At 36.2% G+C, this 26441-nt stretch carries 28 protein-coding genes and 1 pseudogene; 6 read left to right on the forward strand and 23 right to left on the reverse strand.

What is annotated here, in order from left to right:
* The first annotated feature begins 215 nt into the window (after window positions 1–215).
* Entirely contained in the window at window positions 216–344 is a 129-nt protein-coding gene (locus M3600_RS28850) for a hypothetical protein (RefSeq protein ID WP_282581406.1), read from the forward strand.
* 37 nt (window positions 345–381) lie between these two features.
* Here the strand turns inward: M3600_RS28850 and M3600_RS04540 are convergent, their stop codons facing one another.
* Window positions 382–1179, reverse strand: a complete 798-nt coding sequence (locus M3600_RS04540) for a hypothetical protein (protein ID WP_251644820.1) — start codon at window positions 1177–1179, stop codon at window positions 382–384.
* Window positions 1180–1512: 333 nt separating this feature from the next.
* On the opposite strand from M3600_RS04540, the gene M3600_RS04545 reads away from it, so the two are divergent.
* The 3 genes from M3600_RS04545 to M3600_RS04555 all read left to right on the forward strand — a co-directional run bounded on the left by M3600_RS04545 (window position 1513) and on the right by M3600_RS04555 (window position 2894).
* A complete protein-coding gene (locus tag M3600_RS04545; RefSeq protein ID WP_233315772.1) occupies window positions 1513–1758 on the forward strand; it encodes a helix-turn-helix domain-containing protein in 246 nt (81 codons plus the stop codon).
* A 166-nt stretch (window positions 1759–1924) separates the two neighbouring features.
* The gene (locus tag M3600_RS04550) at window positions 1925–2407 is read left to right on the forward strand and encodes a competence protein ComK (protein WP_233315773.1); all 483 of its coding nucleotides are present in this window, start codon (window positions 1925–1927) and stop codon (window positions 2405–2407) included.
* A 64-nt stretch (window positions 2408–2471) separates the two neighbouring features.
* Entirely contained in the window at window positions 2472–2894 is a 423-nt protein-coding gene (locus M3600_RS04555) for a hypothetical protein (protein WP_233315774.1), read from the forward strand.
* A 41-nt stretch (window positions 2895–2935) separates the two neighbouring features.
* Here the strand turns inward: M3600_RS04555 and M3600_RS04560 are convergent, their stop codons facing one another.
* Together M3600_RS04560 and M3600_RS04565 are read right to left on the reverse strand one after the other, a co-directional pair.
* The gene (locus M3600_RS04560; protein ID WP_251644821.1) at window positions 2936–4291 is read right to left on the reverse strand and encodes a zinc ribbon domain-containing protein; all 1356 of its coding nucleotides are present in this window, start codon (window positions 4289–4291) and stop codon (window positions 2936–2938) included.
* 68 nt (window positions 4292–4359) lie between these two features.
* Window positions 4360–5169 carry a zinc ribbon domain-containing protein gene (locus tag M3600_RS04565; protein ID WP_233315776.1) on the reverse strand — a complete coding sequence of 270 codons (810 nt, stop codon included), beginning with the start codon at window positions 5167–5169 and terminating at the stop codon, window positions 4360–4362.
* Window positions 5170–5633: 464 nt separating this feature from the next.
* Between M3600_RS04565 and M3600_RS04570 the strand changes: the two genes are divergently transcribed.
* Window positions 5634–8462, forward strand: coding sequence for an Ig-like domain-containing protein (locus tag M3600_RS04570; RefSeq protein ID WP_251644822.1), 2829 nt, complete (start codon window positions 5634–5636; stop codon window positions 8460–8462).
* Between the two features lie 126 nt (window positions 8463–8588).
* Here M3600_RS04570 and M3600_RS04575 read toward each other — a convergent pair whose 3' ends face one another.
* The 6 genes from M3600_RS04575 to M3600_RS04600 all read right to left on the reverse strand — a co-directional run bounded on the left by M3600_RS04575 (window position 8589) and on the right by M3600_RS04600 (window position 12831).
* The gene (locus M3600_RS04575; RefSeq protein ID WP_233315778.1) at window positions 8589–9266 is read right to left on the reverse strand and encodes a class D sortase; all 678 of its coding nucleotides are present in this window, start codon (window positions 9264–9266) and stop codon (window positions 8589–8591) included.
* Between the two features lie 3 nt (window positions 9267–9269).
* Window positions 9270–10448 (reverse strand): processed acidic surface protein, encoded by a 1179-nt coding sequence (locus M3600_RS04580; RefSeq protein WP_251644823.1) that lies wholly within the window; start codon window positions 10446–10448, stop codon window positions 9270–9272.
* 239 nt (window positions 10449–10687) lie between these two features.
* Window positions 10688–11053, reverse strand: a complete 366-nt coding sequence (locus M3600_RS04585) for a DUF4304 domain-containing protein (RefSeq protein ID WP_251644824.1) — start codon at window positions 11051–11053, stop codon at window positions 10688–10690.
* 281 nt (window positions 11054–11334) lie between these two features.
* On the reverse strand, window positions 11335–11475 hold the full coding sequence (locus tag M3600_RS04590) for a hypothetical protein (RefSeq protein ID WP_233315781.1): 141 nt from the start codon (window positions 11473–11475) through the stop codon (window positions 11335–11337).
* Between the two features lie 373 nt (window positions 11476–11848).
* The gene (locus M3600_RS04595; protein ID WP_233315782.1) at window positions 11849–12136 is read right to left on the reverse strand and encodes a hypothetical protein; all 288 of its coding nucleotides are present in this window, start codon (window positions 12134–12136) and stop codon (window positions 11849–11851) included.
* A gap of 146 nt (window positions 12137–12282) precedes the next feature.
* Window positions 12283–12831 (reverse strand): hypothetical protein, encoded by a 549-nt coding sequence (locus tag M3600_RS04600; RefSeq protein WP_251644825.1) that lies wholly within the window; start codon window positions 12829–12831, stop codon window positions 12283–12285.
* A 284-nt stretch (window positions 12832–13115) separates the two neighbouring features.
* Here M3600_RS04600 and sinI point away from each other — a divergent pair, with 284 nt between their 5' ends.
* Window positions 13116–13232, forward strand: coding sequence for a DNA-binding anti-repressor SinI (gene sinI / locus M3600_RS04605; RefSeq protein WP_233316137.1), 117 nt, complete (start codon window positions 13116–13118; stop codon window positions 13230–13232).
* Window positions 13233–13542: 310 nt separating this feature from the next.
* Here the strand turns inward: sinI and M3600_RS04610 are convergent, their stop codons facing one another.
* The 14 genes and pseudogenes from M3600_RS04610 to M3600_RS04675 form a co-directional block, all read right to left on the reverse strand.
* The gene (locus tag M3600_RS04610) at window positions 13543–14442 is read right to left on the reverse strand and encodes a ketose-bisphosphate aldolase (RefSeq protein WP_233315784.1); all 900 of its coding nucleotides are present in this window, start codon (window positions 14440–14442) and stop codon (window positions 13543–13545) included.
* Window positions 14443–14468: 26 nt separating this feature from the next.
* A complete protein-coding gene (locus M3600_RS04615) occupies window positions 14469–15323 on the reverse strand; it encodes a class II fructose-bisphosphate aldolase (protein WP_251644826.1) in 855 nt (284 codons plus the stop codon).
* Window positions 15324–15341: 18 nt separating this feature from the next.
* The gene (locus tag M3600_RS04620; RefSeq protein ID WP_233316138.1) at window positions 15342–16424 is read right to left on the reverse strand and encodes a PTS fructose transporter subunit IIC; all 1083 of its coding nucleotides are present in this window, start codon (window positions 16422–16424) and stop codon (window positions 15342–15344) included.
* A gap of 16 nt (window positions 16425–16440) precedes the next feature.
* Window positions 16441–16758, reverse strand: a complete 318-nt coding sequence (locus M3600_RS04625; RefSeq protein ID WP_233315786.1) for a PTS fructose transporter subunit IIB — start codon at window positions 16756–16758, stop codon at window positions 16441–16443.
* Between the two features lie 15 nt (window positions 16759–16773).
* Window positions 16774–17244, reverse strand: coding sequence for a PTS sugar transporter subunit IIA (locus M3600_RS04630; RefSeq protein WP_396953783.1), 471 nt, complete (start codon window positions 17242–17244; stop codon window positions 16774–16776).
* Between the two features lie 37 nt (window positions 17245–17281).
* Window positions 17282–18784 carry a BglG family transcription antiterminator gene (locus M3600_RS04635; RefSeq protein WP_233315788.1) on the reverse strand — a complete coding sequence of 501 codons (1503 nt, stop codon included), beginning with the start codon at window positions 18782–18784 and terminating at the stop codon, window positions 17282–17284.
* A gap of 160 nt (window positions 18785–18944) precedes the next feature.
* The gene (locus M3600_RS04640) at window positions 18945–20282 is read right to left on the reverse strand and encodes a UDP-glucose dehydrogenase family protein (protein ID WP_251644827.1); all 1338 of its coding nucleotides are present in this window, start codon (window positions 20280–20282) and stop codon (window positions 18945–18947) included.
* Between the two features lie 276 nt (window positions 20283–20558).
* Window positions 20559–21839: an oligosaccharide flippase family protein gene (locus M3600_RS04645; RefSeq protein WP_251644828.1), complete on the reverse strand. Its 1281-nt coding sequence runs from the start codon at window positions 21837–21839 to the stop codon at window positions 20559–20561.
* Window positions 21840–21858: 19 nt separating this feature from the next.
* Window positions 21859–22743 carry a glycosyltransferase family 8 protein gene (locus tag M3600_RS04650; RefSeq protein WP_251644829.1) on the reverse strand — a complete coding sequence of 295 codons (885 nt, stop codon included), beginning with the start codon at window positions 22741–22743 and terminating at the stop codon, window positions 21859–21861.
* Window positions 22744–22998: 255 nt separating this feature from the next.
* Window positions 22999–23922 carry a glycosyltransferase family 2 protein gene (locus tag M3600_RS04655; protein ID WP_251644830.1) on the reverse strand — a complete coding sequence of 308 codons (924 nt, stop codon included), beginning with the start codon at window positions 23920–23922 and terminating at the stop codon, window positions 22999–23001.
* Window positions 23923–23957: 35 nt separating this feature from the next.
* Entirely contained in the window at window positions 23958–25016 is a 1059-nt protein-coding gene (locus M3600_RS04660; protein ID WP_251644831.1) for a glycosyltransferase family 4 protein, read from the reverse strand.
* Window positions 25017–25039: 23 nt separating this feature from the next.
* Window positions 25040–25519, reverse strand: a complete 480-nt coding sequence (gene pssE, locus M3600_RS04665; protein WP_251644832.1) for a PssE/Cps14G family polysaccharide biosynthesis glycosyltransferase — start codon at window positions 25517–25519, stop codon at window positions 25040–25042.
* Window positions 25516–25971: a PssD/Cps14F family polysaccharide biosynthesis glycosyltransferase gene (pssD, locus tag M3600_RS04670; RefSeq protein ID WP_251644833.1), complete on the reverse strand. Its 456-nt coding sequence runs from the start codon at window positions 25969–25971 to the stop codon at window positions 25516–25518. The genes pssE and pssD overlap by 4 nt, the downstream gene beginning before the upstream one ends.
* 24 nt (window positions 25972–25995) lie before the next feature.
* A pseudogene (locus M3600_RS04675) lies at window positions 25996–26328 on the reverse strand (sugar transferase); the annotation flags it as partial.
* Between the last annotated feature and the right edge of the window lie 113 nt (window positions 26329–26441).

Consider the following 26441-nt stretch of genomic DNA (forward strand, 5'->3'; position numbering starts at 1 on the left):
CATTATACTAACAATTAGAAAAGCAAAGATAATAATGGAATTTAATTAGCAGAAATAACACTAATTCTTTACAGTAACTTAAAGTTTTTCCTGTTGCTTTTAATGAACTCCCTCTCTTTATCCATCAAACTATTACAACTCTTAAAATAATTCATGGTTTAAAAAAATTCACAGCGTCTATATATAAAGTACAACACTAAAGGAGGCTGTCCAAAATGGTTAAACCGAATGATTTAAAAGACAAAACAGTGGACCGTCCACTTGATGACAAGAAAGTTGAAGAACAGGTAAAGAATATTAAAGAAGACAACAACGAGTCTGATGAAAAGAAGAATAAAGAATAAAAAATAAGCCTCCAATAAATGGAGGCTTACTTTCCGTTTATCCAAAAATCTCGCCGTCGTTTTGGTCGAGGTCCATAGCAGAGTACATATAAGCTTGATTAAAGTCAGGAGTATATTCCGGTTTATCTGACAGCTTTTTAAGATGTCTGCCTATTAAGTACTTCGTCTCACTGGAGATGAAACCAAACGGCAATTCTGCTGCTCTGCCGAAATAAATCGATGACTGCTTGCCGCTGCTTAACACAACCTTCTTGCTGTTTACCAAATATGGGCGGTCCATTTGCGTTGTATAAACGGTCTCCCAATCATTGACTGTCTCAAAGGCAATTTTGGAAAGATGGCCGCCGGAAACAGATAATAGAATAATATCTGGCTCTAAATAATCTACAAGCTTGTGCCAAGCTGGAACACCGCTTGATTCAAGGTTTTTCTGTTCACTTCTGCTGAGCGATTCCCATGTCTGATTCGTCGCAAGGGAGGAACAGATGTCTGTATGGATGGCCGTGTTTACCATATTGCCGTAGAAGCTGGCATCAAGACCGTTCAATAACGGCTCATAGGCTGGATCAAACCATTCTTTGTATGGCTTATCTTGGAAGTATTCATTTAGGGCAGCCAAATATTGCTGATTAAAATCATAATAATGATCTTTTTTCATTGGCTGAAAACGAAGGAAAGGGTCTGGGTCAGGGAACTCCTTCTTGGAAGGATTCAAACCGACTGTAATGATACGGATCGGGGATTCAAAATATTTTTTGATATTGCCAAAGTACAAAATTGGCATAGAAGATTTCACAACATAGGATAAATCTTTTTTCGATTCGAAGTTTTCCAAACACTCTTTTGCTAGACTGGTTAGTTTTGCAGGTTGAATAACAATAAAAATCACCCTTTCAAGAATTTTAAAAAAGTATTGCTCTACTAAATATTTCGCCCTCTATTTCAGTTTTCCCTTCAAAACGATTTAACACATCCAAACTTTTTTTAAAAGAATGATTCAAAATGCTTTAGACGCACGCCTTGAAACCTGCCATAATAGGAAAACCAGAGAAAGAGTAGCGTTCAAACTTTTTTTAGCAATCATTTACTATAAATGTAAAAAAGCAAACTCTTGGTTGTGGAAACGCCTTCTTTTTTAATGGATAATAATGCTAAAAGAAGGTTTGACATGATTAATGAAAAATTTTTTGCAAGTTCATTAGGAAAACAAATCCGCTATGCAAGAATGAAGAAGGGTTTATCCCTTGAACAGCTCGGCGAACGGACAAGCATGAGCCCCAATTTCATCGGCAGGATTGAACGCGGCACATCTATTCCAAAATCCTTTACTCTATATAAGCTATGCAAGGAATTGGGCATCAATCCTAGTTTTCTGTTCATTCAAGCAGAAAAAGAGTACAAGGAGCAAATTTAGCTTACTAACTCCTTTCCCCTCCCCATTTATATTCTCTCTAAATCCCTGTAATTTTTACTGTATCCAAGAAACAACAGACAATACCTCTCGCAAAAAATTTTTCCCTTCTTAAGATTAACTGCATGCAAACCTCCCTTTTCACCTACTAAAAAAGGAGTGCATCGCAATGGCTAATTTCTATGATGATTATGAAATAAGCGAAAAAACCCTCGCCTTGAAACCTGCCTATAATCTGGAGTACAGCACGATTGTTCTTGAAGGAACAGAAGAATACTATGTAAAGAAAACTCCGCTTGAGCTGATCAAACAGGCCTCCCTTTTCGGCGGGGCTGAATATGACGGACGGCGCTGTGCTGTTTCCTTTCTGACCGGCATTAAAAAGAAAATCCCCATTCCCATCAATCCGCAAAAAAACATCTACGCTTTCCCGACACAATCGCCAAGCCAAATGGACTGCCACTGGATTTTTTTCTCCCATGTTAACCTCATTTCAGGAGCATCCTCTGTCAGCAATAAAAGTACAATGATTGTTTTCCAAAATGGCAGGAAGCTGGAGGTTAAGGAATCGGCTCATATTCTCGACAAACAGATGTACAGAACCTGGATGTGTGTGAAAGCATTGAGCGGTGATTTTCCTGTCAGCACATAATCTCTTGCCAACAATAAGAAAATCGGGTATTAATGAAGAATAAAAGTTGTTACAGGAGGAAGATATGGCAGAGATTATTCGATTCATCGCCGGGATTGTCAATGAAATACATGATATTATCATGCAGGCTGCGGCCCATTTCGGCTGGCAGGCTAGTGATAAAGACTTGCATCTATGGATTATTGGCATCATTGGCATCCTCTCCTTTTTCGCGGTTCATGCCGTTTTCAAACTGCTTGCAAAATGGAGCATCACGAGCATCTCCTTCATTTATACCTTCACACTCATATTAGTACTCGTTTTTGCTATTGAAATACAACAAGGCATCACCGGCCGCGGCAATATGGAGTTTCAGGATGCAGTCGTTGGGATTTACGGATTTTTGCTGTTTTTCGGTGTTTATGTGCTGTACAGGGTTATTCGGTATGGTTTTCTGCGAATGGCACGGAAAAAGGCTAAAGCTGGGCGGACGAGAAGATCAGGGTAAAAAAAGGAAGAACCTTTTTTAGCGGTTCTTCCTTTTTCTATTTATTTGTCTTCTGTGCTGATAAGCTCATTTATTTCCAACGCACCATCTTCAAGCTTATTCACTTTATAGGAGGATTTGTACTCCTGCCTTTTTGTTGTTCCATCTTCATAAGTAATGTCATACACATCTTCTGTATCAACAACATAGCCTTCGTCTGTTTTTTCATAATCTGTCACCTCGACAGAGACAACTTCTTCTGTAATGCCCTTTTCGTAAATATACTTTACATAATCTTTCGACTCTGTGTACGCTTTGCCATTCGGATCTAAATACGGACGCACAAAGGAGAATTCCCCTGCATTCATAGCAGAAACACTAGCATAGTAATAATCTTCCATGAATGAGTTCAAAGCCTCTTCTGTTTCTTCTGGTGTATCCTCCGTAAATTCTAAATCAATATAGTTCGTGTTAATAACTTTTTGAGCAGCAGTTTTCATTACGCCGTCCTTTGTTTCATACTCTGCATGAAGACTGATAGAACCGTCTGTAGGAATTGGACCGAAATCATATACATCTGCAACCTTTTTGCCAGTACTCTTTCCATTCACAAACAGGATACTGTCATCAATATTAGAATAAATATCTACATATTCCCCTTCAAAATCAAGATAGATATCCAGCACATTAGCATAAGCATCATCAAAGTCGAGCTTTTCTGTGTGTGATAAAGAAGCATAGTCGCCTTTATAACTGCCTGCAAGCTCCGTGTCACCTGGCAGTACATCCTTTATGGTCAGATCTTCGTCCACCTTCTGCTTGCTGTCTCTATATTCTACTTCTGCTCCGTCCAAATTGGCACTTACAGTTAGCTCAAATGGAATTGCCTCGATTTTGTATTGCTGGTAAAGGCCGAATTTCTTATCTCCCTTTACAAGACGCACAATTTCATTGCTGCTGTTATCTGTAACAGTCGCCCCGGCTGTGACACCTTCATAGGAAAAGGAGCTGGATATTTCGGATTGATAGTCTTTCAGATAAGCTAAGTAGCTTTTAATGTCTTTCTCTTTGAAGTCACCATCAAATTGCTCAAAGGAAATAACCTTCTTCGCCTCTTTTACATCCTTGCTTTTGACAGCTTGTTCAAATGCTTCTATTGTCTTTTCCGGTGTATATAGACTAGCAATGAACTTATGTGCACCAAACAGAATTACCACAGCCAGCGCAGCTGAAAGGATGATGATTTTATTTTTTTTGGACATTGGCTCTCTCTTAGCTTCTGCTGTTTGATGATTAGCATTGCTGGAAGGAGCTTGGACCGTTTTGCCGGTTTGTGCAGCTTCAAATGGCTGTCCACATGAATTACAGAAATTCTGGCCTGCCTTTCTTTCCGTACCGCAATTTTTACAAAATTTCATTTTTCTCTTCCCCCATATTTTAATAAGAGGCCTGAAATACGACAGGCCCCCTAAGTTCTCTCTTTATGTTAAAAACCAAATGGATTCATCATATCGAGCATTTCCTCGATGTTTTCCAATGCTGCATCACCAATGATCATAAATACAATCGCAATCGCAATATAGGATAAAAGAATGCTGTAGAATGCATCCAATCCACCGTTACTCTGCTTTTTATAGCTGTAAATAATCAATGGAATCACAAAGGAGAATGCCGTTAATCCCAACAACAGGAAGAATACAAAAGAATAAGAACCAATTAAGGAAATAATTAGTGCAATCACAAAAAATGAGGCTGGAACTACTAAGAATGTACCAAATCTCGCTAGTACATCAAGAAAGCCGGCAGAAGATTTACCAAGCTTGACCGCTCCGAAGATAATTAGTACTACTAATGCAAGTATAATTAATAAAATAAATAATGGTTTAATTACAACAGCACCGAAGCTGATATCTGGCGAAAACCAGCCACTGTTATAGCTGCTAAATGCACTCTTTAATGCAAAATAACTCATAAGCGGAATCATCAAAGCAAATAAAACAATTGTAATGATTCCATTGATGAAATTCTCTTTCCCTGTATTTGCTGCTGCTTGAACAGGATTTTTTAATGCTGTTAAAAAGTATGAAAAGTATTGCTTGGAAACAGTCTTCGTTTTCTCTATATATGCTTGACTGCTTCCTGTCTGTCCAGCTGTTGTTGAAGCCGCTGCAGCTGCTTCCTCTTTGGACAATACTGGATTTGGGTGTGTCCCGGTTTCTGTCTGCAGATTTGCTCCGCATGATTCACAGAATCTAGCATCCCTATCATTAGGATGCCCGCACTTTACACAATTCACTGTTAAGTCTCCCCTTTTTTCTATCTATATATTGAAAATCAAGAAAAAGCTGTATTCTCATACAAAATATTCAATTCCCTAAATTTCCTCACTTATTGTAATAGGTAAATCAACTTAACACCAGTAATAATATGGTAAATAAATAATCCATTATACTCATTATCCCTTTTAAAAAATACCACTCTAGTTTTTAATGCAATTCTTAACCTCCTGCTAATACAAGGTTTAAAACAATTAAAAAAATACGGATACCCTTGTAAATTTTTCTCTGAACTTTCGTTCGACAAATTTCGAGGGTATCAGCGTAACGAATGGAATCATTTACTATTTCATCCTGCTAAAACACTACCGATATAAATTAAAAAAAGAGATTCATATAAGGACATGATGTCCAGCTGACGGCTTATCGGCCAAGGGTCTATGCCGATAAGCCGGGCTACTTTTTTCGGGAAGGATGAACACTTGTGGGGAAAATAATTTCTGGATTTTCTGCTTTTCTATTACTCTTTTCTATACCTTTAAGTACTTTTGCTCAAGAGGAGAATGTATCTTTAAAGGCAGCTAGCGTTAATACAAACTTAAACACAAGTTTGGTACCTCGGCTTGATATAAGCAAGCATCTTAACTTTGACAATGTGGAGGATTATCCGCTTATCAGGGACGGTGCTGTGGCGGGAAGCTTGACCGACAGTGTCGGCAGTACCAATACAGTTACCTATATTGGCACCTCTTCCTCTGAAACCGCAGATGAAGCGATGAATTTGCTGCTGGCTGTTCAAAATGACAGCACAAATAAGGATGCTTTTTTGGATATAGAATTTTACACAGACAATAATGGGGCCCTTGACTATATCGGCGGCATTTCAAACGATATGTCTTCCTCTTTCGGAAACATGAAGCTTGGAATAACGCTTCCAAAGTCACTTTATAAAAACAGTGCCTACATATACTTGCGTCTTGGCACCTCGAAAAGCCAGTCTGATTTATATTATTCTGATACAACTTATTTCAAGGTAGCAAACCCATTTTACACAGGAACTGCTTTAAACATAAGCAGCGGGACAAGCTATTACAGCTTAATCAGCAATGAATCTACCAATGCTTATCAAAGCGAAAATACTGGGTCATTAGAGATTAACAATGATGAATATACGTTCAACAAAAACATGGAAAAAGAAGCCTATATGCTTGATTATGTCGTTCCGTTCGAGCCAGAAGATGCGGACAAAGTAACGACTAAAAGCACCAATTCTGTAATCGCCTCCTATGATGAGGGCGACAGCAAAGCATTTTGGGTAACAAATATTGAGACAAATGAAGATTACCAGCTGACTGCAAAGCTTCTGTACAGTGGCACCTACGCAGATGTGTGGGTAAATAACAATGAAATTACGGCAGATGCGGCTGCACAGCTCGGCAAGGAATTCGATGATTCTATTCACCTTTCTGTGGCAACAAATTTCGGGAAGGAATCAGATGTTAATAATGACGGAAAGGTTAACATCCTTGCCTATGATATTAAGGATGGGTTTACTGGTAGCGGCGGCTATGTTGCTGGCTATTTCTCGCCTGTCGATTTATATAATGATACAAACTCAAATAAGTCAGAGATTTTCTATATTGATACGTACCCGCTCATGTATGACGCAGGCGATATCGATGTGTCTGAGGCTTATATGACACTTGCCCATGAATTTCAGCATATGGTCAGCTTTAACCAAAATGTGTTTATCCAAGGATCTACACAGCTGGACACATGGCTTGATGAAGGGTTGGCGATGGCAGCCGAACAAATCTATTCAAAGGATATCCTGCAAAGCAGGATTGATTATTATAATTACAGCACAAGCATCACATCAGGGCAGTCCTTACTGAATTGGGATTATTACGGGGACACGTTAGCGAATTACTCCCTTTCCTACTTGTTCCTGCAATATTTGAAATATCAGGCTGGCCAAGGGGACAGCATCTTTAAGGAAATTATCGCAGACACAAACAGCAATTACAAAGCAGTCGAGAACATCATTCATAAATATATTGATCCTAAACTAACATTCGGACAATTTATGACGAATTTTCGGGCAGCACTTGTCTTGAAGAAGGATTCTGGTCCGTATGGCTTTAAAGGCGTTTCCGCTTTTGATTCCCTTAAAGAGAAGCTGTACAGCGGGACAACAACTTTGTCTTTAAAAGGCGGCGGTGCTGTTGTAAAAGGATTAAGCTCACCAGAAGACTTTTCTGTACCATCAACGAAGGGTGCCGATATTACGTATACAATGCTGACAAACAGCAGCGGCACAGATGTGCCGACAACGCCGACTGTGTATGCAATAGGTGACAGTGATACTGCTTTAAGCGGGATTGCCGACCCATACACAACCATCTTTATTACAGCAAATGGAACAACAATCGGCAACGGCGCAGCAAGCAGCAACGGGACGTTCCAAATCACGATTCCGAAGCAAAAGGCTGGTACAAAACTAGCCGTCTATTCAATTGATACAGCTGGCAGCCGCAGTGCAGAGGCAGCTGTTACCGTGCAGGATAAAACAGCACCATCCAAGCCGAAGGTTAACACTGTCAGTGATTCTTCCACAAACGTCACTGGAACTGCTGAAGCAGGTTCGACTGTTCAAGTTCGATCAGGCTATTCAACTATTGGAAAAACAACAGCTGACAGTAAAGGTGCTTTTAAAATAACAATTACGAAGCAAAAGGCAGGCACAAAGCTGGTTGTGAATGCAACAGACAAAGCTGGCAATAAGAGCGGTGACACATCTGTCACTGTTGTCGATAAAATAGCACCAACAAAGCCAAGTGTTAGCTCGATCAGTGATGCGACAACATATGTGACAGGCAAGACAGAAGCAAAAGCAAAAGTGTATGTAAAAAGAGGCAGCACAACAATTGGCACAGCAACAGCCGACAGCAAGGGAGCCTATAAAATCAAAATAGCGAAGCAAAAGGCAGGCACATATTTAACGGTGTATGCTGAGGATGCTGCCCATAATAAGAGTAATTCTGTTTCTATTAAAGTTGCTGACAAAACAGCACCAGGCGCACCTAGTGCTAAAACGGTCACATCGAAATCAACAAGTATTTCTGGCAGTGCAGAAAAAGGAGCTACCGTTTATGTGTACAGAGGCAGCAAATATTTAGGAAAAGCGACTGTCAGCTCAAACGGAACATACAAAGTAAAATTGCGCAAACAGAAAAAAGGCACTTCCTTGAAGCTGTATGCGAAAGATAAAGCAGGCAATAAGAGTTCTTATCGAACCATAAAAGTAAAATAATAAAAACGGCGTCTCTGAAGGTGAAAACCGCTTCAGGACGCCGTTTTTTGCTAGTTAAACAAACGTTTGATTAAAGATAACTGCAGAAAAAAAAGAAGCTTCCATGGCTGGAGCTTCTTTTTTTCATCAGCTGTTCAGCTGCTTATCTACTAAATCAGCAACTAAAATATACCGTTTCGGAGCATCTCCGATATAGTTAAACGGATAGCAGGTTGTGACAGTTAATGTTGCTTTCGGTTTTGGAACGATAACCGTTCTATCATCCTTATCAACAATTCTGACCCGTTTCACTTTATACGTAAATTCCCCAGCAGCTGTCTTCACTGTTAGAAGATCACCTTTGCCAACTTCCCCAAGTCTTCTAAACACAGTATCTCGATGGCCGGAAAGCACCGTATTGTCCTCTTCACCAGGCATAACACTGCCTGCAAAATGACCAACGCCCTTTTCCAGCTCATCTTCATCTGTGCCATGAATGATTGGAAGAGTCGCCTCTAGCTTCGGAATAAGCAGATCCCCCATATAGTCCCCTACTGTTGGCATTTCTGCATAAAGCGGAGTCTCATCTGCTGGTTCTTCCGGCTCTTCCTCCACTGCCGGAGGAGCTTCCGTTTTCTCCTCTTCTTCCTTCGGCAAATCATCTGCTTTCACTTGCTCTGTCTTATAAAGGAAATAGCCCTTTAAAAAAGGATAAAAGTTGGAGCTGGTAAACCAGACTCCAACTATAATGACAGCAGCAGTCAATGAAAGAAGAATCCATTGCTTACGGCTATTTCCTCTTCTGTTTTTATTGGCTGCCCGCATTTTTTATTGTCCTTTCACCCAAACACGTCTAAACAACACAACACCAGCAAGCACAATCACAAGTCCAATGATTGTATTTTGCAAGTAGTCAGAAGCAGTGTTTGGCAGCTTTCCGCCTTTTACAGTCTTTTCAACCGCTTTAGTAGCTGTTTTCACTGGAATTTCTTTTACGATTTGTTCTGCTTCTTGAAGGTCTTTACCAGTCTCTTTGATTATTTCAGAACCGAACATTTCATTCGTTAGAATGATATCTGCCAGGAAATCACCTTGTTTATTGTAAAGCTCAATCAGCAAGTCTGCCCCATCTGTTGACGTCATCGTCATCATGCTTTGTACAGATAATGGTTTTTTCACACCATCTTTAACAAGATAATACTTCACATCAAGCTGCAAAATATCCAGCATGTCATTCGAGATATCCAATAGCTCAGCAATTTGCTCTGCTGTCAGGTCATCTGCAGAATCGAATTCACCAAATGCCATCATTCTTTCGCTCAATGTATATAGTTGATCCTCAAAATCAGGGTTTTCTTCATAAATTGTTATAAAATGCTCAAGCAATCTGTCCATTTCTTCTTCTGTCAGGTCCATGGATAGGAACAGCTCATCAATCTCTGCTTCTAAATCTGCTCCACCATTCATGTAATAATCTACAATAGAGTCAAGGTCTTCGATAAATTCATAGTGATCGATAGACTCATCAAACTGCTGAAGATACTCTTCTAATTCATCAGCAGATGCAAAGCCATATCTTTCTACAAGCTCTTGCAGGTTCTCATCATTGATAAGTGTGCCATAAGTATCATCTAAATAGTAGCCAACATAATCATAAACCTCTTCAGCGAAAAGAAGGTATTCGCTATCAAGAACGTCTTGTCCCACTTCAATATCACCATAATCAGCAAGAAGCTCATTTAACTCTTCTCTTGTTAGATCATAGTCTGTCAAAATTGGCTCGATAGATTCTTCTGTTAATGGTGTGCCCAGCTCATCAGCAGATTCGAAATCTTCCAAATACCAATCTTTGCTTTCTAAGTAATCGATATAATCCTGCTTTTCCCAGCCGATTTCTTCTAAAAATGCTTCGAAATCCTTATCATTAGATTCCATTGCAAACGAAGTTACAGGCAGAAGGCTTAAAGCCAGTAAAATAGCTGTAAACAAACAAAGTAAACGCTTCATTGGTTCCCCCTACTATCTCTATTTTTAGTTTTCAATTTATTATACTTGCAGAAAAAGGGATTAGAAACAAAAATATTTTTCTAAAATAAAATATTTTTGTTGCTTTTTTACTAGAAACCCATACTGAGTAAGAAAAGTAACTATTTTACAATAAATGCATTATACAAAGGGAGATTAGCTTGGAAAAAATCACTTAAATAAGGAAGATATCCAATCTACATCTGCCGTGTTAAGCAGCTTCAGCATCCTTTCTGCCACTTTTGATAATCTTCCTTTGTTACGGCATTTTCATAATCAAACCAAATGCCATCTTGATCTATTGATTTACTTCCCAGTCTGTACCAATTATTCATATGATGAGCTGTAACCTTATTAGGCAGAATCTCTTCTCCCCAAATCATGGTTGTTCCCTCTTTAGGACAAACAGCTAACTCCACAATAAATGAACCTCCCCATTTATTGAATTGGAAGGTAATTAAATCAATATTGTTTTCATTCCTTCTTCTGAAATGGTTAAGAGAACCTTTAAAGCCTTGTCGCCTTAAAACAGGAATGACTACCTCTTTTAACGCAATGAGCATTTCTCTTCTTTGATCTGCGAGCATTCCATTACTCCTTGTCGTGTAGTTAAGTTAGACTGCAGTACTGCTTTCCCTCAATCTTAGCAGCTGTCCTACGCTGAAAAAAACAATTTATTGCTAACACTGTAAACATTTCAAGCAAACAAGCATACTCTAACTCTTGAACAAAATAAAAAGCCCTAATAAAATTAGGACTTTTCCTCAAAAATCTTTGCACCATATATGCATGAATAACATAAGATACATCCTGGGCATAGGCAAATGCCGTTAAAAAAACACATAGAGCTCCCTTTTAGCAGGTAAGCTTACCGGCGGCCTACATTGGTATTCAGCTTTGCCAATTCAGACTCTAACAGGCTCATCAATTCCTTCACTGTAGCACCCTCATTGCCTTTATTGTACACACTCAGCAATAATGTCTTGAAGTCCTCTTTATTGTCAGCCATATTATCGCTCCATTTTTTATTTTTTTATTTCAACAAACATCAGTTCATGAACATGAAAATATTTTATATTATATGCCTGATTTCCAAGAACGTTATTTAGTGTTAAGCCCTTTCTAAAATGAAAGAGCACAATCCCTGATTGATTCCCATTTTTAACGGCTGATAAACTGGTTAGCTTGGACTAATTTACATAAATGAATAAAGCAGCTAATAACGCTTTGTTATTAGCTGCTTTTAGTTAAATGTTCTGGATAGAGAATTTTTCATGTTTATGATTAGAAGCAGAGGGTTACTTGCCGTGCATCTAGATGAATCAATATGCTATTTGATACTAAATATTTTCAAGAAGAGAAAGATATTGAAGTGAGATTTTTTATTGTTTTCTCCATTTTTTCCGCTGGAGAATAACAAATAGGGAGGATATCGTGATGCCCATCAGCAAAGCAAGCACAGCAGCGCCAATATAAAACGGGGCAGACGGCCAGTAATGGTTTGTATAGAAGATAAAACAGGCAAAAATAAGAAGAACAGCTAAAAACAGTTCAAACACTAACGTAACAAACAGAAACGCTAAATAAGGCCTGACAATTGCTTTATGCGACACATGTTCTAACGTCATGCCTTGCCACCAAAGCTCCCCGAGACGGCTGAGTTTCTTCATCCCCCATCACCTCAATTATATTGTTAATTCATTGTATGTTGGGGGTGAGGGAGATTTTCATCGTTCCTTTAAATATTATCAGCTACATAAATATTAGGATCGAGAAAAGAAGTATTGACCATTAGCAGCAAGTAACCATAAAACTTTTAATTCATTTTTATCTTCACTATTTCCTCTACGCTATTTTTATTTGTATTTAATATAAGATAGACTGCTTTAATATCTTCTACAGCAGCAGTTGCGTCTACTTCATTAAAGGAACTTTTTTCAGTTAATTCTTTAAGTGATGTTAATTTATTTGTCACCTTAACAATGGAGTCATACTCCATATATTTATATACAATTTCTAAATCGGAACTTAATAGCTTATGATAAAAATGCTGCACAGATTGTTGTATATCAGTATTCCTTACAGGAGATTTCTTAGCAATTTCATCTAAAGTATTTTCACATGTATAAATTAGCTCCTCAAGAACTTCCAATCTTACTTTAGACGCTTCTAAAAAAAGCATAAAGTTTCGCCGGTCTATTCTTTCCTTCACTATGTAGCATGTTAATAGTGTTCCAATACAAGCCACTATAACTCCAGTTATTCCTCCAATTATTTCATTAAGCATGTAGAAAAGCAGCCATATCCACAACAAAAGAAGCGCAAAAATAATTATATATACTTTATAAGATTTCATTTTTCTCAATTTACCGCCTCCTACGCCTATTATTAAGAAAAGAATATTGCTTTAATACAAATTATAACATTTTTGTATATTTATCTTAATTTAATTCTATTAAATTAAAAAACTAAAGTCGATTTCGATAAATTATATATTTATTAACTGAGCTACCAAAGATGACACTAGCTACTATAGTACTATGCTTCTGTAGAAAATTGTCGAACTTTTTTTCTTTATCTAAGTAACTATTTAAAGTAATATTAAAAATGCGACAAAATACCTATACAGGAGTTCATATGTTACATTCTATGATAGACAATCAAGAGCTAGATACAGATTGGATAGAATTGATTTCATATGCTAAGGAGATAGGTATGTCCATAGAGGAAATTAGAAAGATTCTCACTATACTTAAACCTGCTTAAGGTTCTTTTTAGCATAATAATCATTCATCATTAACTTTCTCTCCCTTCCATAAGGAAAGGAGAGTTTTTTTATTACTTTCCACTATCTCTTCTCAAATACTGGATTAAGATTTCATCCAGTCATGATAAATTCTTTATAAGATGTTGCTGCAAGTTCCCTCCCCCAATGTGTCTACAACTAATAAAAATAGCTGTTTCGCTTAGTGTTTAATGAAAAAAAGCAGGAGATTATCTCCTGCTTTTAGTACTATCTTTTATGTGATTGTTTTCACAAATATCCATTGCTCTATTCAAGCCTTACTATAACTTTTTACAGCTGTGCCGTTCTCCAAGCCCGCACATTCTCCCGTCTATACACATCTGCTTTATCCACTGACTGGAACAGATTCATTTTATATTGAACAACCTCTTTTGCAGCGTCAATGCAATCAGGATAAATAGCATTTGGATCCCACAGCTCTGTTTCAGCAAGTATTTCACGACACTTTTTGTAGAAAGCATATTTATAATCAGAGGAGATATTAACCTTCTGTATCCCGATTTTAACTGCCTCGGCAATCTCCTCATCTGGGTTGGCAGAGCCGCCATGTAAAACTAGCGGGATATCAACAACTTCTTTAATTTGGCGCAAAATATCCATGCGCAGCTGTGGCTTCATGTCTTTTGGATAAATACCGTGACAAGTGCCGATTGCGACTGCTAATGTATCAACACCAGTGCTTTCAACGAATTCCCTCGCATCTTCTGGTCTTGTGTAAATAACCTCGGTTACGCCACCTTCAATTGTTGTGCCTGTATTGCCAATTGTTCCTAGCTCTCCTTCTACTGACACGCCAAGAGGATGGGCGATATCGACGATTTGCTTTGTAACTCTGATATTTTCTTCAAGAGGTAGAAGCGAACCGTCAATCATGACAGAGCTGAAGCCGACGTGGATGGCTCTCATAATACTTTCCACACTATCGCCATGATCGAGATGAAGCACAAATGGCACATGACTGTTTTTGATCCGGGCAAGCACATAGTGAAAGAAATCATCCTTTGTGAAATCTAGCTCTGTCGGGTGCACGGCGATAATAGCTGGTGAGTTGTTTTTCTCTGCCTCTTCGACAACCACTCTTAAGAAATTACTGTCCGCTACATTAAAGGCTCCTACCGCAAATTGGTGCTCCTGTGCCACTTCTAATAATTGCTTCATGTTTACTAACATTGTCTCTCCCCATTTCGATCAGATTTTTATAAAGACTTGCCTGTTGACTCAGATAAATCCATATAATATTTAACCATTTCCTTGCCAGCCTCGACTGTACCTTGGATAAGGCGGACATAATCGACAGTCTCATTTTCCTTTAAGTATTCTTGAATGCTGTTGACTTGAGCCTTCATGAAATCAGAACCAACATTTATTTTATTGATGCCAAGGGCAATTGACTTTTTAATATTTGCTTCTCCGCAGCCTGAGCCGCCATGAAGGACAAGGGGTATATTTGTTTCTGCTTTAATTTTCTCGACTATATCAAAGCGGAATGGCGGCACATAGCCGTCTGGGTAGTCGCCATGACTTGAGCCATAAGAAATCGCTAAAGCATCAATTCCTGTTCGTCTTGCATACTCAATAGCTGCATCCGGGTCTGTGTACATATCATCATTGGTGAGATTATTGCGGGAAACAGAGCCGATATTGCCAATCTCTCCTTCCACACTGGCATCATAGGTTTGAGCAAATTCAACCATCTTTTTGGTAATCTCAATATTTTGTTCAAGCGGATAAGCAGATGCATCCATCATCACACTTGAAAAGCCGTCTCTTAAGCATCTTTTCACAAAGCCTACATCCTTGCCATGGTCGAGATTAATTGCAACCTCAACACTTGCGTCGCGTGCCATTTCGATAATCGGCTGTGTCAGCAATTTACTGCCAAGATGTGCTTGTAAATGGTCTTGCAGAAGATCAATGATAACAGGCGCTCTTAATTCTTGAGCTGCTAATATGACGGTCTTTGCTGTCTCTAAATTGAAGCAATTGATAGCCATCACAGCGTATTTTCCTTTGTTGGCACGTGCGAGCATGCCTTTCATGGAAACATACATAAGCCTCTTCCCTCCTGATTAAAATGAGATTTTTACATCAGATAAGTCCATATCTTCTTCCTCTGTTGTTTCCTCCGCTTTCTCGACAGGTTCCTTCTTCCAGAAGAACAGCATCAAGCCTGTTACAACAGAACCAATCAGTAACGCCAGACAGAAAAGAAACGGATGATTCATGGCTGGTACGATGAACATGCCGCCAGATGGGACAGGTGAGCCTACACCCCAAAGCATGGAGAAACCGCCGCCAACTGCTGCACCGAGTGTACAGGAAACAACTACTCTTACGATATCAACAGCAGCAATAGGTATTACACCTTCAGTGATCATACAAACACCCATTGGAAAGGCAATTTTGATATTATCTTCCTCTGATTTCGTATATTTCTTTTTCTTTAATGCTTTTGATAATACCCATGAGATAGCAACACCGAATGGCGGCACCATAGATGCGAGTATTTTAACGGCTTCTGGTTCATATATGCCTTCAAGCAGCAAGCCGTCGGCAAAGAGGGAGGCGACTTTATTGACAGGACCGCCGAAATCAAATGCTGCCATGCCGCCTAAGATTGCCCCAAACACAAACCTCATCGAGCCTTGCATGCTCGTCAAGAACGATGTTAAGCCATCTGTCGCCCACACAATCGGCACCCCAAGTACAAAGAACATGAGAAGCCCGACGACGAGACTGGAGATGAGAGGAATAATCATCATTGGCATAAGCCCTTCCGCCCATCTTGGCACCTTCAAGTTATTCTTTAAGAAGAGTACAAAGTAACCGACAATAAAACCGCCAAGCATGCCTCCTAAGAAGCCAGCACCAATCGCATTAGCAATCAACCCCATCAGCAAGCCAGGTGCAATTCCTGGACGATCAGCAATCGAGTAGGCAATCGCCCCGGCAATGACCGGAGCAAGCAGCCCCATTCCTAGTACACCTAATGACACAAGAGCGGATGGAATCGAGAAGGCTTCTTGGTAGTTTTCAATAACAGTCCCGCCTGTCAGATTCCCAATCGCAATTAGTAAACCTGAAGCCACTACTAATGGCAGCATATAGGAAATTGCAGTTAACGCATGCTTTTTAATTTGCAGTTTTTTCAGCATATAAAAGACCCCTTCACTGGTTTTTGTTTAATTCAGCTTCAATCTTTTTGTATAGCTGCTTAGGTGCTTTAATAGCAATATGTGTCGGCACCTCCACAATTCTTTTGCCCTTAAAACGCTCCTTTCCGCTCACCTTTATATCTGCGGCAATGATGACAAGATCAGCTGCTTTTATTTCATCCGCTGTCAGCTCATCCTCAATCCCGATTGTTCCTTGTGTCTCAATCCTGACTTTATGGCCAAACTCCTGTCCTGCCTTAATCAGCTTTTCCTTCGCAATATACGTATGAGCAATTCCAGAGGTACAAGCAGAGATTCCAACAATGTTCATAAGATATTCCTCCTGTCAGTTGTTTTCAGCAAAGATCTCAATGAATTCTTTTCTTGTCTTAAGGGACTGGAACTTTTCAATTTTCTCCTCATCAGCAAGCAAGACAGCAACCTTCTGCAGGAGCTTAATATGGGTTGTTGTCTTGTCGCTATTCTTGACAGCAAATAAGATAATAATATTAATCGGTCCCCCATCCAGCGACTCCCACTCTATCTCCTTATTTGTCCTGCCGATGGCAATTGATGTTTTTTGAACAAAGTCTGACTTACCGTGAGGAATGGCAATCCCCTTTTCCAAGCCAGTCGGCCCGGCATTTTCACGAAAAAGGACATCTTCTATAAATGCTTCTTCATCTGTTACGCAACCGTTTACAAATAAAAGGTGGGTTAATTCAGCAATAACACCAAGCTTAGTTGTCGCCTGTAAATCGAGATTAATTAACTCCTCTGTCACAACTTTTGTAAAGTCTAAGTCATCCATTTTCACATCCATTTTGATCCTCCTATTTAATTTTTTATAGCCATCATCTGTTATAGATGATTACTTGATTTTTGTAGTAATCTTTAATGAACTGATCAATCTTGTATTTATCATCTTCATTTAATATCGGGCTGACCAGGATTGTCGGCTTGTCGCTGATGCTGTGTGTTTTCACTGTGGAAATGACCAGCTCAACATCCTCATAATCAGACTGCTTAATGCGCTCTTGAGCGATGATTTTATTAATGTGAATATTCGGAAAGTTTTTCCTGATTTTTTCACTCAGCATATGAGACGTGCCAACTCCACTCGTACATTCAATTAAAATCGGAATCTGGTTCACAAAACGATCATCATAGGAAATTTGAAAATACAGCGTAATATAACCAATTTCTTCATCTGTCAGATGCTTATCATAGATACCTTCTTCCATTAATTCATTTGCCGAAAATCGAACAAGCTGAAAAATATTAGAGAAATTCGTTTTAATTGATTTCAAGATTGGATTAATAATATAAATCTGATGATTAAGGCGATAAACCATAGAGTGAAGATGCATCGTCAATCTTTCCCGCAGCTCTCTGTCCTCTGTAAAACGGTAGCCGCTGTTTCTCGAGACTCTGGAAATAAGCTGGTCTGCGAGAGCAATAACCTGGTTATTCAACAATACTTCAGACTGCTGGTTAAGCAGAAATCGGGAGTTAAGCTTATAAGCCTTTAAAATATAGTAGAGATTCAGCATTTCATAATGCTTTAATTGGAAGGAAAATTGCTTTTCAAGCTTTTCAGCTAAAGAACGAACCATTGGATAGATGGCAGAGCTGTCGTCAATCTGTTCATAGATGATTTCCTCATTAGGAAACAGCTGGAGATGATGCGCTTGCTTTTCAATAATGGATAAAAGGGAGCAAAACAAGGTTAAATAATAGGGCTGATCTAAAAGCAAGTCCTGTTCCTCCTGAAACTCATGGAGAATCTGCTTTATTTCTGCTAATCTCCCATTCTTCACCTGAATGTCCTTAATGGAATCGGGAATATCATACTGACAAAACGGATCACCAATCTGCGTTAAATAGCTTTCGATAATAACAGCCATAAGCCTATACAGAGAGAATTGATCACCACTGATGAAGGTTCCCTCATTCGTCCGAGATAAGCGGATGCCATATGGCACAAGCTTCTTCTCAATATGCTTAAAATCATTCAAGATAGAGCTCTGACTGACAAAATAGCGCTCCGAGATTTTCTGAATAGAAGTCTTGCATGGGGCAATCGAAAGGAGAAATAACAACAAATCTAAACGCCGCTCATTAGGATGCTCGAACTGATCACAATGTGCTGACTCCTCTTCTTCCAATATCTCCAGCAAATAACCATTATTCTCTTTCTTCGTGAGCCGATAAGCAGAGCAATGATTCCCAATATCCTGCATATCACGATAAATCGTCTTCCGTGAAACAGCCAGCCGCTCCGCCAACTCAGAGGCCGTCACAAACCTCCTCTCTCCCAGCAGAATTTCAATAATTTCACATTGACGCTTATTCATGAACTTTCATCACCTCGTTTCTATGCTCTTATCTTACCAACGTGTAAGCGGATACACAATTACAATTTTGGGGTGGGTTTTGTGTCCTTATTGGAGGGAGTATTGGGGGTGAAATGGAAAGAGCCCTTCCCAGTAGTGGAAAGGGCTCTTATCTATTATATTAAAGAACTATTTCTTCTTTAACCTTGAACTCTTTTACATCAGGTCTACCAATAGATTGATAGTTAATGCCTGCTTCTTTCGCTGCAGCCAATGAATAACAATTACGTCCATCATATACATATGGCGTCTTCATTTTTTCTTTGAATGAGTTCAAATCAATTGTTTTAATTTCATCCCACTCTGTAAACACAAAGCATAGATCTGCATCTTCCAAAGCCTTTTCAGGAGAATCTTCGTACACAACTTGTGTCGGATAAATCTTCTTGAAGTTCTCTACTCCAACTGGATCAAATGCATGAACTTTAGCACCTTGATTCAATAACAAACGAACGTTTGGAATAGATGGAGCTTCCCTTAAATCATCCGTACCCGGTTTAAACGTTAATCCAAGAACAGCTACCTTCAATCCTTGGAAGGTAGGGAAATCCTGTCTTGCCTTCTTAATCAGCTTGAAGCGCTGCTTTTCATTTACTTCAATAGCAGCTTTAACTGTACGAAGAACATAACCTTCTTCCTCAGATAACCAGTGCAATGCCTTCGTATCTTTCGGGAAGCAAGATCCGCCATAACCAATTCCAGGGTTCAAGAACTTATTACCAATACGAGCATCGTAGCTCATTCCGTTAGTAACATCCTCAATATTAGCACCAACTGCTTCACAAAGGTTTGCAATATCATTTACAAAGGAAATCTTTAGTGCCAAGAAATCGTTTGACGCATACTTAACCATTTCTGCACTACGACGGTTCATAGAAAGGATTGGCTGATTGAATGGTTCATAAATTCCAGTCAGCACTTCCTTCGCTCGATCACTTTCAACACCAATAACAATACGAGATGCATTCAATGTATCTCTAACTGCTGTACCTTGTGCAAGGAATTCTGGGTTAGAAGCAACTTCTACATTCACATCATGTTTTAAATGGTTTTTAATGAAGACTTCCACCTTATCATTTGTTCCAATCGGAACCGTTGACTTAATGACAACTAGGCAGTCTCTTTGAATATTCTCCGCAATTTGGCGGGCAACTGTATATACAAAGTTTAAGTTTGCTGATCCATCTTCATTTTCAGGAGTTCCCACCCCAATGAAGATAACATCTGACTGAGCATAAGAGCTTTCATAATCTGTTGTAAATGCCATTTTGCCAGCTTGAGAGTTTTTAACAATCAATTCATCCAACTGTGGTTCATAAATAGGAGAAATACCTTTGTTTAAAAGGTCAATCTTATCCTGAATATTATCCACACATGTAACCGAATGACCCACTTCAGCTAAACAAACACCTGTGACTAGCCCTACATAACCGGTTCCTGCTACTGTGATATTAGTCATAAATATTCCCCTCACATATTTATTTTCTACTCTCTTTATATTAAAGAATACAATTCCGTTATAAGACTGGTCTCAAAGACACAAATATATAAAAACACGGTGAACTATCTTTTATTAAATTATTATAAACTAAAGCTAATTTTATTAACTACTTTACCAACATACTATACATAGCTTTTTATTATTTAATACATTTTATTAAACATTAGAATCCATATTTTTCATAGACATATATACTAAAAAATAAAAGTCAAAGTATTACTCTTACATTTTTTTCTAATTCGAAATACTTGCTTTCTCCTTAGTTGTAGCATTCTTTTTCAAGGTAGTTAATAAATAGCCAGTATAAAACATAGAACTAATACCAATAACTATTACATTAGTATATGCAGCACCAAGTGCAGAGTATTTCTCAATTAAAATAATATCTAAAACCAAATTAATTACACCACAAAAAGCATTTATAAATATTAGTTGTTTTACTTTTTGCATCATAGCTAATATATTTCCAGCTGGAACTCTTAATGTGCTATCAATTAGGAATCCTATCATTAAAATTCTAAAATACATTATTCCTTCCACATACTCACTTCCAAACATTATCTTAAAAATTAAGGGAGCAAAAATCTCTAGGATTATAAAAAGAAATAAATTAAAAGAAAAAAGTGATATGGTTATCTTTTTATAATTATTAAGAATCCAATTATTATTTTTTCTATTTTTTGCAACATAAGGATAAATAAACGTCATTATGGAAACTGGTATAAATCTTAATGCAAAGGGAATTAAAGTAGCTGTTTTATACGTAGCTAATAGAATAGGGTCTTTAAGTAGTAAGCCTAGTAAAAAAATGTCTAATAGATATATAGTTTGAGCAATACCATTGTTTAGCAATGAATTTATTGCATATTTAATGAACTCTTTTTTCTCTGTTTTTTTTAATGTATAGCTGTTCTCTCTCTTAATTTCTCTACAAATATAATAGGAATACCCAATAGATACTGCATAAGCAAGATACATACCTAATATAACCCCTAATATATCAAAAAAAATAGCACCAAAAATAGAAAGAAAAAAAATACCAACTGTGTTTATGCTTGAAACCCTTGAAAATTCTTTATTTTTATAATTTGTGCGTAAATAATTTTGATAATAATCAAAAACATATATAAAGAAGGGCATTGCTATCATAAGTAAAAGTACATTTAAATTAGATTCTACATTATAATATTTTTGACTCCAAATCCCAATTACCAAACAAAGGAAAAGATTAAATGGCAAACCAATTTTCAAAGCTATATCAAAATATGCATTTTTTTTTCTAATTTCATCTGTTTCACTGCCATATTGTAAAGCAGCTGCTAAGCTTCCTAATCCTGTTAATATCATAACTATGTTTAGAATATTTTGAGAGTATACATATGCACCGAAACTTTCCTGAGTAACGAATCTAACTAAAAAGATACTACTACAAAATTGTACAACTTTATTTATTACACTTGCACCAAATATATGAAAAAAGCCTTTATTTATTATCTTAGTAATTATATCCTTCATTTTTTTCCCCTAAATTTGGTTATTTATTATTTTTAATAAAAGCCTTTATTTTTTTTAAAAATCCTAATAATGTAATTTTAGGTTTATAGCCTTTCCATGCTGTTTTAGAAAGATATTCATAATAGAATTTTTTATAAGGGTGGTTACTTTCAAGTAACCATGGTTTATAATACCCAGTAAAGTGGATTATCCCTGGAGAACTTAAAGCTTCCTTAATATTAGTAGATAAATCATCAGGTATATTTCTTGTAAACATACTAGATTGTACATTCCATTTTATATCGACAAGCTTACTACTATTATGTAACACTGCATTCAAGGCATCTTGATCATGGTAGGTTAGTTTTTCTTTATTGTTCCGTATATATTCTATAACTTTTTCTGTTATTAAATTTTCTCTCCAATATTTTAGATTCAAAACCATAACTCCTGAGTTAAAATACTGCTTTGGATTTAGCATACCTAGTTCTATATATCTATCGTAGCCTCCTAAATCACGAACTGCTCCTAAGGCATTATTTTCTAAGTCAATTGATATTAATTCATTCAAATCTTTTAAAACCAATAAATCGCAGTCCAAGTAAATAATTTTATCTATTTCATGGTTTTTTAATAGTTCTGGAATTACTAACCTATAATAGGCTTCTTTTGTAATATGCCTACTGATAGGAAATTCTAAAAAGTCATTATCATCAACTATTAAATAATTTATCTTAACATGTAATAACTTTTCAAATGTTTTATTTAGCTTCTTTTTATTTTCTTCAGTAAGATTAGAATCAATAATATATATATTAATCCTTTCAACTGATGAATTTTCGACTAATGAATATAACATAACAGCTAATGGTTGAATGTATTTATTATTCGCTACTGAGAAAACACTAATATCTTTATTATTCATTAATAAATTTCCCAACCTTCTTTATACTTATACTTTCTCGATACTGTTAATTTTAATACATTGAACACGTAACAAGAAGATAAATTTTCCAATAAACAAGACAATAAAACAAAAAGATATTTTTCATATTGGAGCACTAAAATTTTATAGCAATAGGGTATTAATATAAAAGAAGCAACTATTTCTACAAACATTTATAAAAACGTATTATTCTGATAAAAAATTTATCTTGTGTATATATTATTTCCAATAGATTTATTTACCTGTTACTTTTAATTTACTATATAGAAAACCAATTAAAAAAAGTGAAAATTTAGGTTTTGTTATAATCCTCTTTAGAACAGATAATAGTTTAAATCTTTTAATGTCTTCCTTAAATAATACCCAAGTTAATAGATTCCTATGTCTCTCCAGGCGACTCTTCAATAATACTTGAACTTCTAGTGGTATTGTATCTGACTCGTTATTTAAATAATTAGTTGTACTATTTATTAACCCCTCAAAAAGAATTTTACTATTTCTAACTAAGGAACCTTCTCTTTCTCTATAGTTATAATATCCTTTAGGTATCAATAAAACTTCTCCATGTCTTAGTACCTCTAGCAAAAATAAAAAGTCCTCACCGTATTTGACTTCTTCAGCATACTTAATATTATTCTTAATAATAAAATCTCTATTTAATATAGGTTTAAGGAGCCCTAAATCTTTATTGATAAAAAGATTTATAGGAATAGAAGTAGGTTTTATTATTTTTAATTCTTTTGAATTAAATAAAGTAGAATACGGGTTTACTTCACCATCTATAATAAAATTTATATCATCGCAGATTACATTTACGTTACTTTTTTCTATAGCTTCAATACATTTTTCAAGTCTACTATCTTCCCACCAATCATCACTATCTAATATAGCAACATACTTTCCAGTAGCCTTTTCAATTCCTTTATTTCTAGAATATGAAGGACCTTTGTTATTTTCATTAAAATATATTTTAATTCTCGAATCGCCTATATTCTCTAATATGTTTTTAGTATTATCGCTGGAACAATCGTCTACTATTATTATCTCAATATTTTTATAACTTTGACGTAAAACAGAATCCAAGGCAAACAGAATATATTTTTCAACATTATATGTAGTTATAATTACTGAAACTTTAGATAATGACGATACCAACAAATTTATTTCCCCATTTCCATAATACTATACAATATTTATTTTTTTTCATATTTAACATCTTTATATATTTGCAATATCTTCTCTATTGAATTGTAAATATTATAATCTTTTTTAATTTTTGTTTTATTGCTTTTTCTCATTACATTAAGTTTTTCTGTATCTGACAATAATAATTTTATAGCTTCACTTAAGTCCATTGTATTCCCTGGCTTAACCAACAAACCATTATCTGGTCCTAGAACAGAAGGAATTGAACCTACATCAGTAGATATAATTGGAATACCATAACTCATAGCTTCTAAAATAGACATAGGCATCCCTTCATTATAGGAAGGAAGTATATATAATATAGTCTTACTATAAATTTCTTCAATCTCCTTCTGATCAGAAATCCAACCTGGAACTATAAATAAGTCTTCCAGCCCAAGATTTTTAATTTTTCTCTTTGCCTTTTCTACTTCTCCGTTACCAGCAATTAAAAATTTATAATCATTACTTATACTATCTTTAATAAGATTAACAGCATCAATTAAGTCAAATGTACCCTTCCTCTTAGAAAGTACTCCCATACATGTTATATAGTTTTTTTCTTCATCATTACTCTCCTTAGGAAAAACAGCATTGTCTAGAGAAATGACTTTTGTATTACTTAAGTTTTTATAGTAGTCTTCCCACTGTTTCCCAAGAGCAATAATTACATTAACACTATTTATTAAATTTATAATCTCATTCTTTTTTCTTTCGCTACTACTATTAAAGAAATCCTCAAACTGGGAACCATGCATGTGTAGAATTACTGGTATTTTAGATAATTTTAAAACATTAATTATATGTTTTTTTCTCTCATAGCTACCTTTATACGACATGTGGATATGGGCAACATCATATTCTTTTTTTAGAATAACTATAAAAACAAATAACTTTATATATTGTACAATATAAAAAAACAAATTAATTAGGTGATTACTTCCGTAATAAGTTGGAAAATATTCAAACTTGGTTTTTTGTGGTAATCCTCCCTCTATATAATTTTTTACTACTCTAGTTATTCCACCTGGCACCTTAAGATGCGAACCAATCATTAGTACTTTCATGTTTACACCTATTTCTTATTGTTTTATCCATTAATAAATTCTTCAATAATATTTACAATGCTTGATGTATTGGATATATATTTTTTAAATTCCACATTATTAATCTGATCTAAGGCTTTTTCTAACTCTTCAACCTCATACACTGGATATATAAAATTTGAATCTGAGAATTCATTTATTATATCCATTTGATGATTATCTACATGTTCACCGTATTCTGCTCTCCTAGGAATACCAATAACCTTTTTCCCTTTTTTCACACTGTTAATGATAGACCCTGTTCCCCCATGACTTATAACTATATCACTGTTTTTAATAATGTCATGAAATTCACTTTTATTCAAAAAATTTACGCTCTTATAATTCCGAGGTTCATATGTTGAATAACCAATTTGAGCAAAAACCAGATCCTTTGTAATCTTTCCTTCTTCAATTAATCGATCTATTTCTATTAATATTCTATTAAATTGAAACTTTTGTGAACCTACAGTAACAAAAATCAATATATTCCACCCCCATATGTTGATTTGGGGTAAAATTCTCTTAGTTCTTCCCATTGTATAATAAACAAATCTGCAAATTTATACATTAACCTTCCAGTAATAGTAGTAGAATTGATTTTTGAAAAAGACTCAATAAATATTAGTTTTTTTTTGAAAATTTTAGCATATAGACATATTGGTATAGTAGCGAGAGCTCCCGTTGATATTACAATATCTGGCTTCTCTTTTATAAAAATATATAGACTTTGGATAAATATTAAAATCATTTTTACTAAGAATAGTAACTCACGTCTATTTACTTGTAATACTCTATATCTATTATGATTATTTGTATTATTCTCATACGAAGTTTTCTCAGTCAGAACAAAACCTCCATACTTTTCCATCAAAGGGGATAGCATCATTATTTGTTCCAAATGTCCACCAGAAGAAGCAGCAAAACATATTTTCATACATTACTCCTTTTAACAATTAAATTAGAATGCGTCTTTTGACCCAAACATTACTCTTACTGTCTTAAGTATAATTTTCATATCAAATAAGATAGATTTTTTTTGGATATACATTAAATCTAAATCTACCATTTCTTTAAAACCAATACTGCTTCTTCCGCTTACTTGCCATAATCCAGTACAACCTGGCACTGCAGTTAGTCGCTGTTTTTCATAATCTGTATATTCATCTACTTCTCTCGGTAGTGGTGGCCTTGGACCTACTAAGCTCATCTCACCCTTTAAGACATTAAACAATTGAGGCAACTCATCTACACTCGTCTTTCTAATAAATCTACCAACCTTCGTATTATAAGGTTAACCAGAAATGAAAATATTTCTAGTTGACCATTTTTTATATGGGCTTATTATAACTGTAGCCGGGGTAAAACGTAACTGCCAGTGGGACAGAGATCCCGTCTGCTAAACAG

The sequence above is a fragment of the Niallia sp. MER 6 genome (genome assembly GCF_023714395.1).
Classification (GTDB): domain Bacteria; phylum Bacillota; class Bacilli; order Bacillales; family Cytobacillaceae; genus Niallia.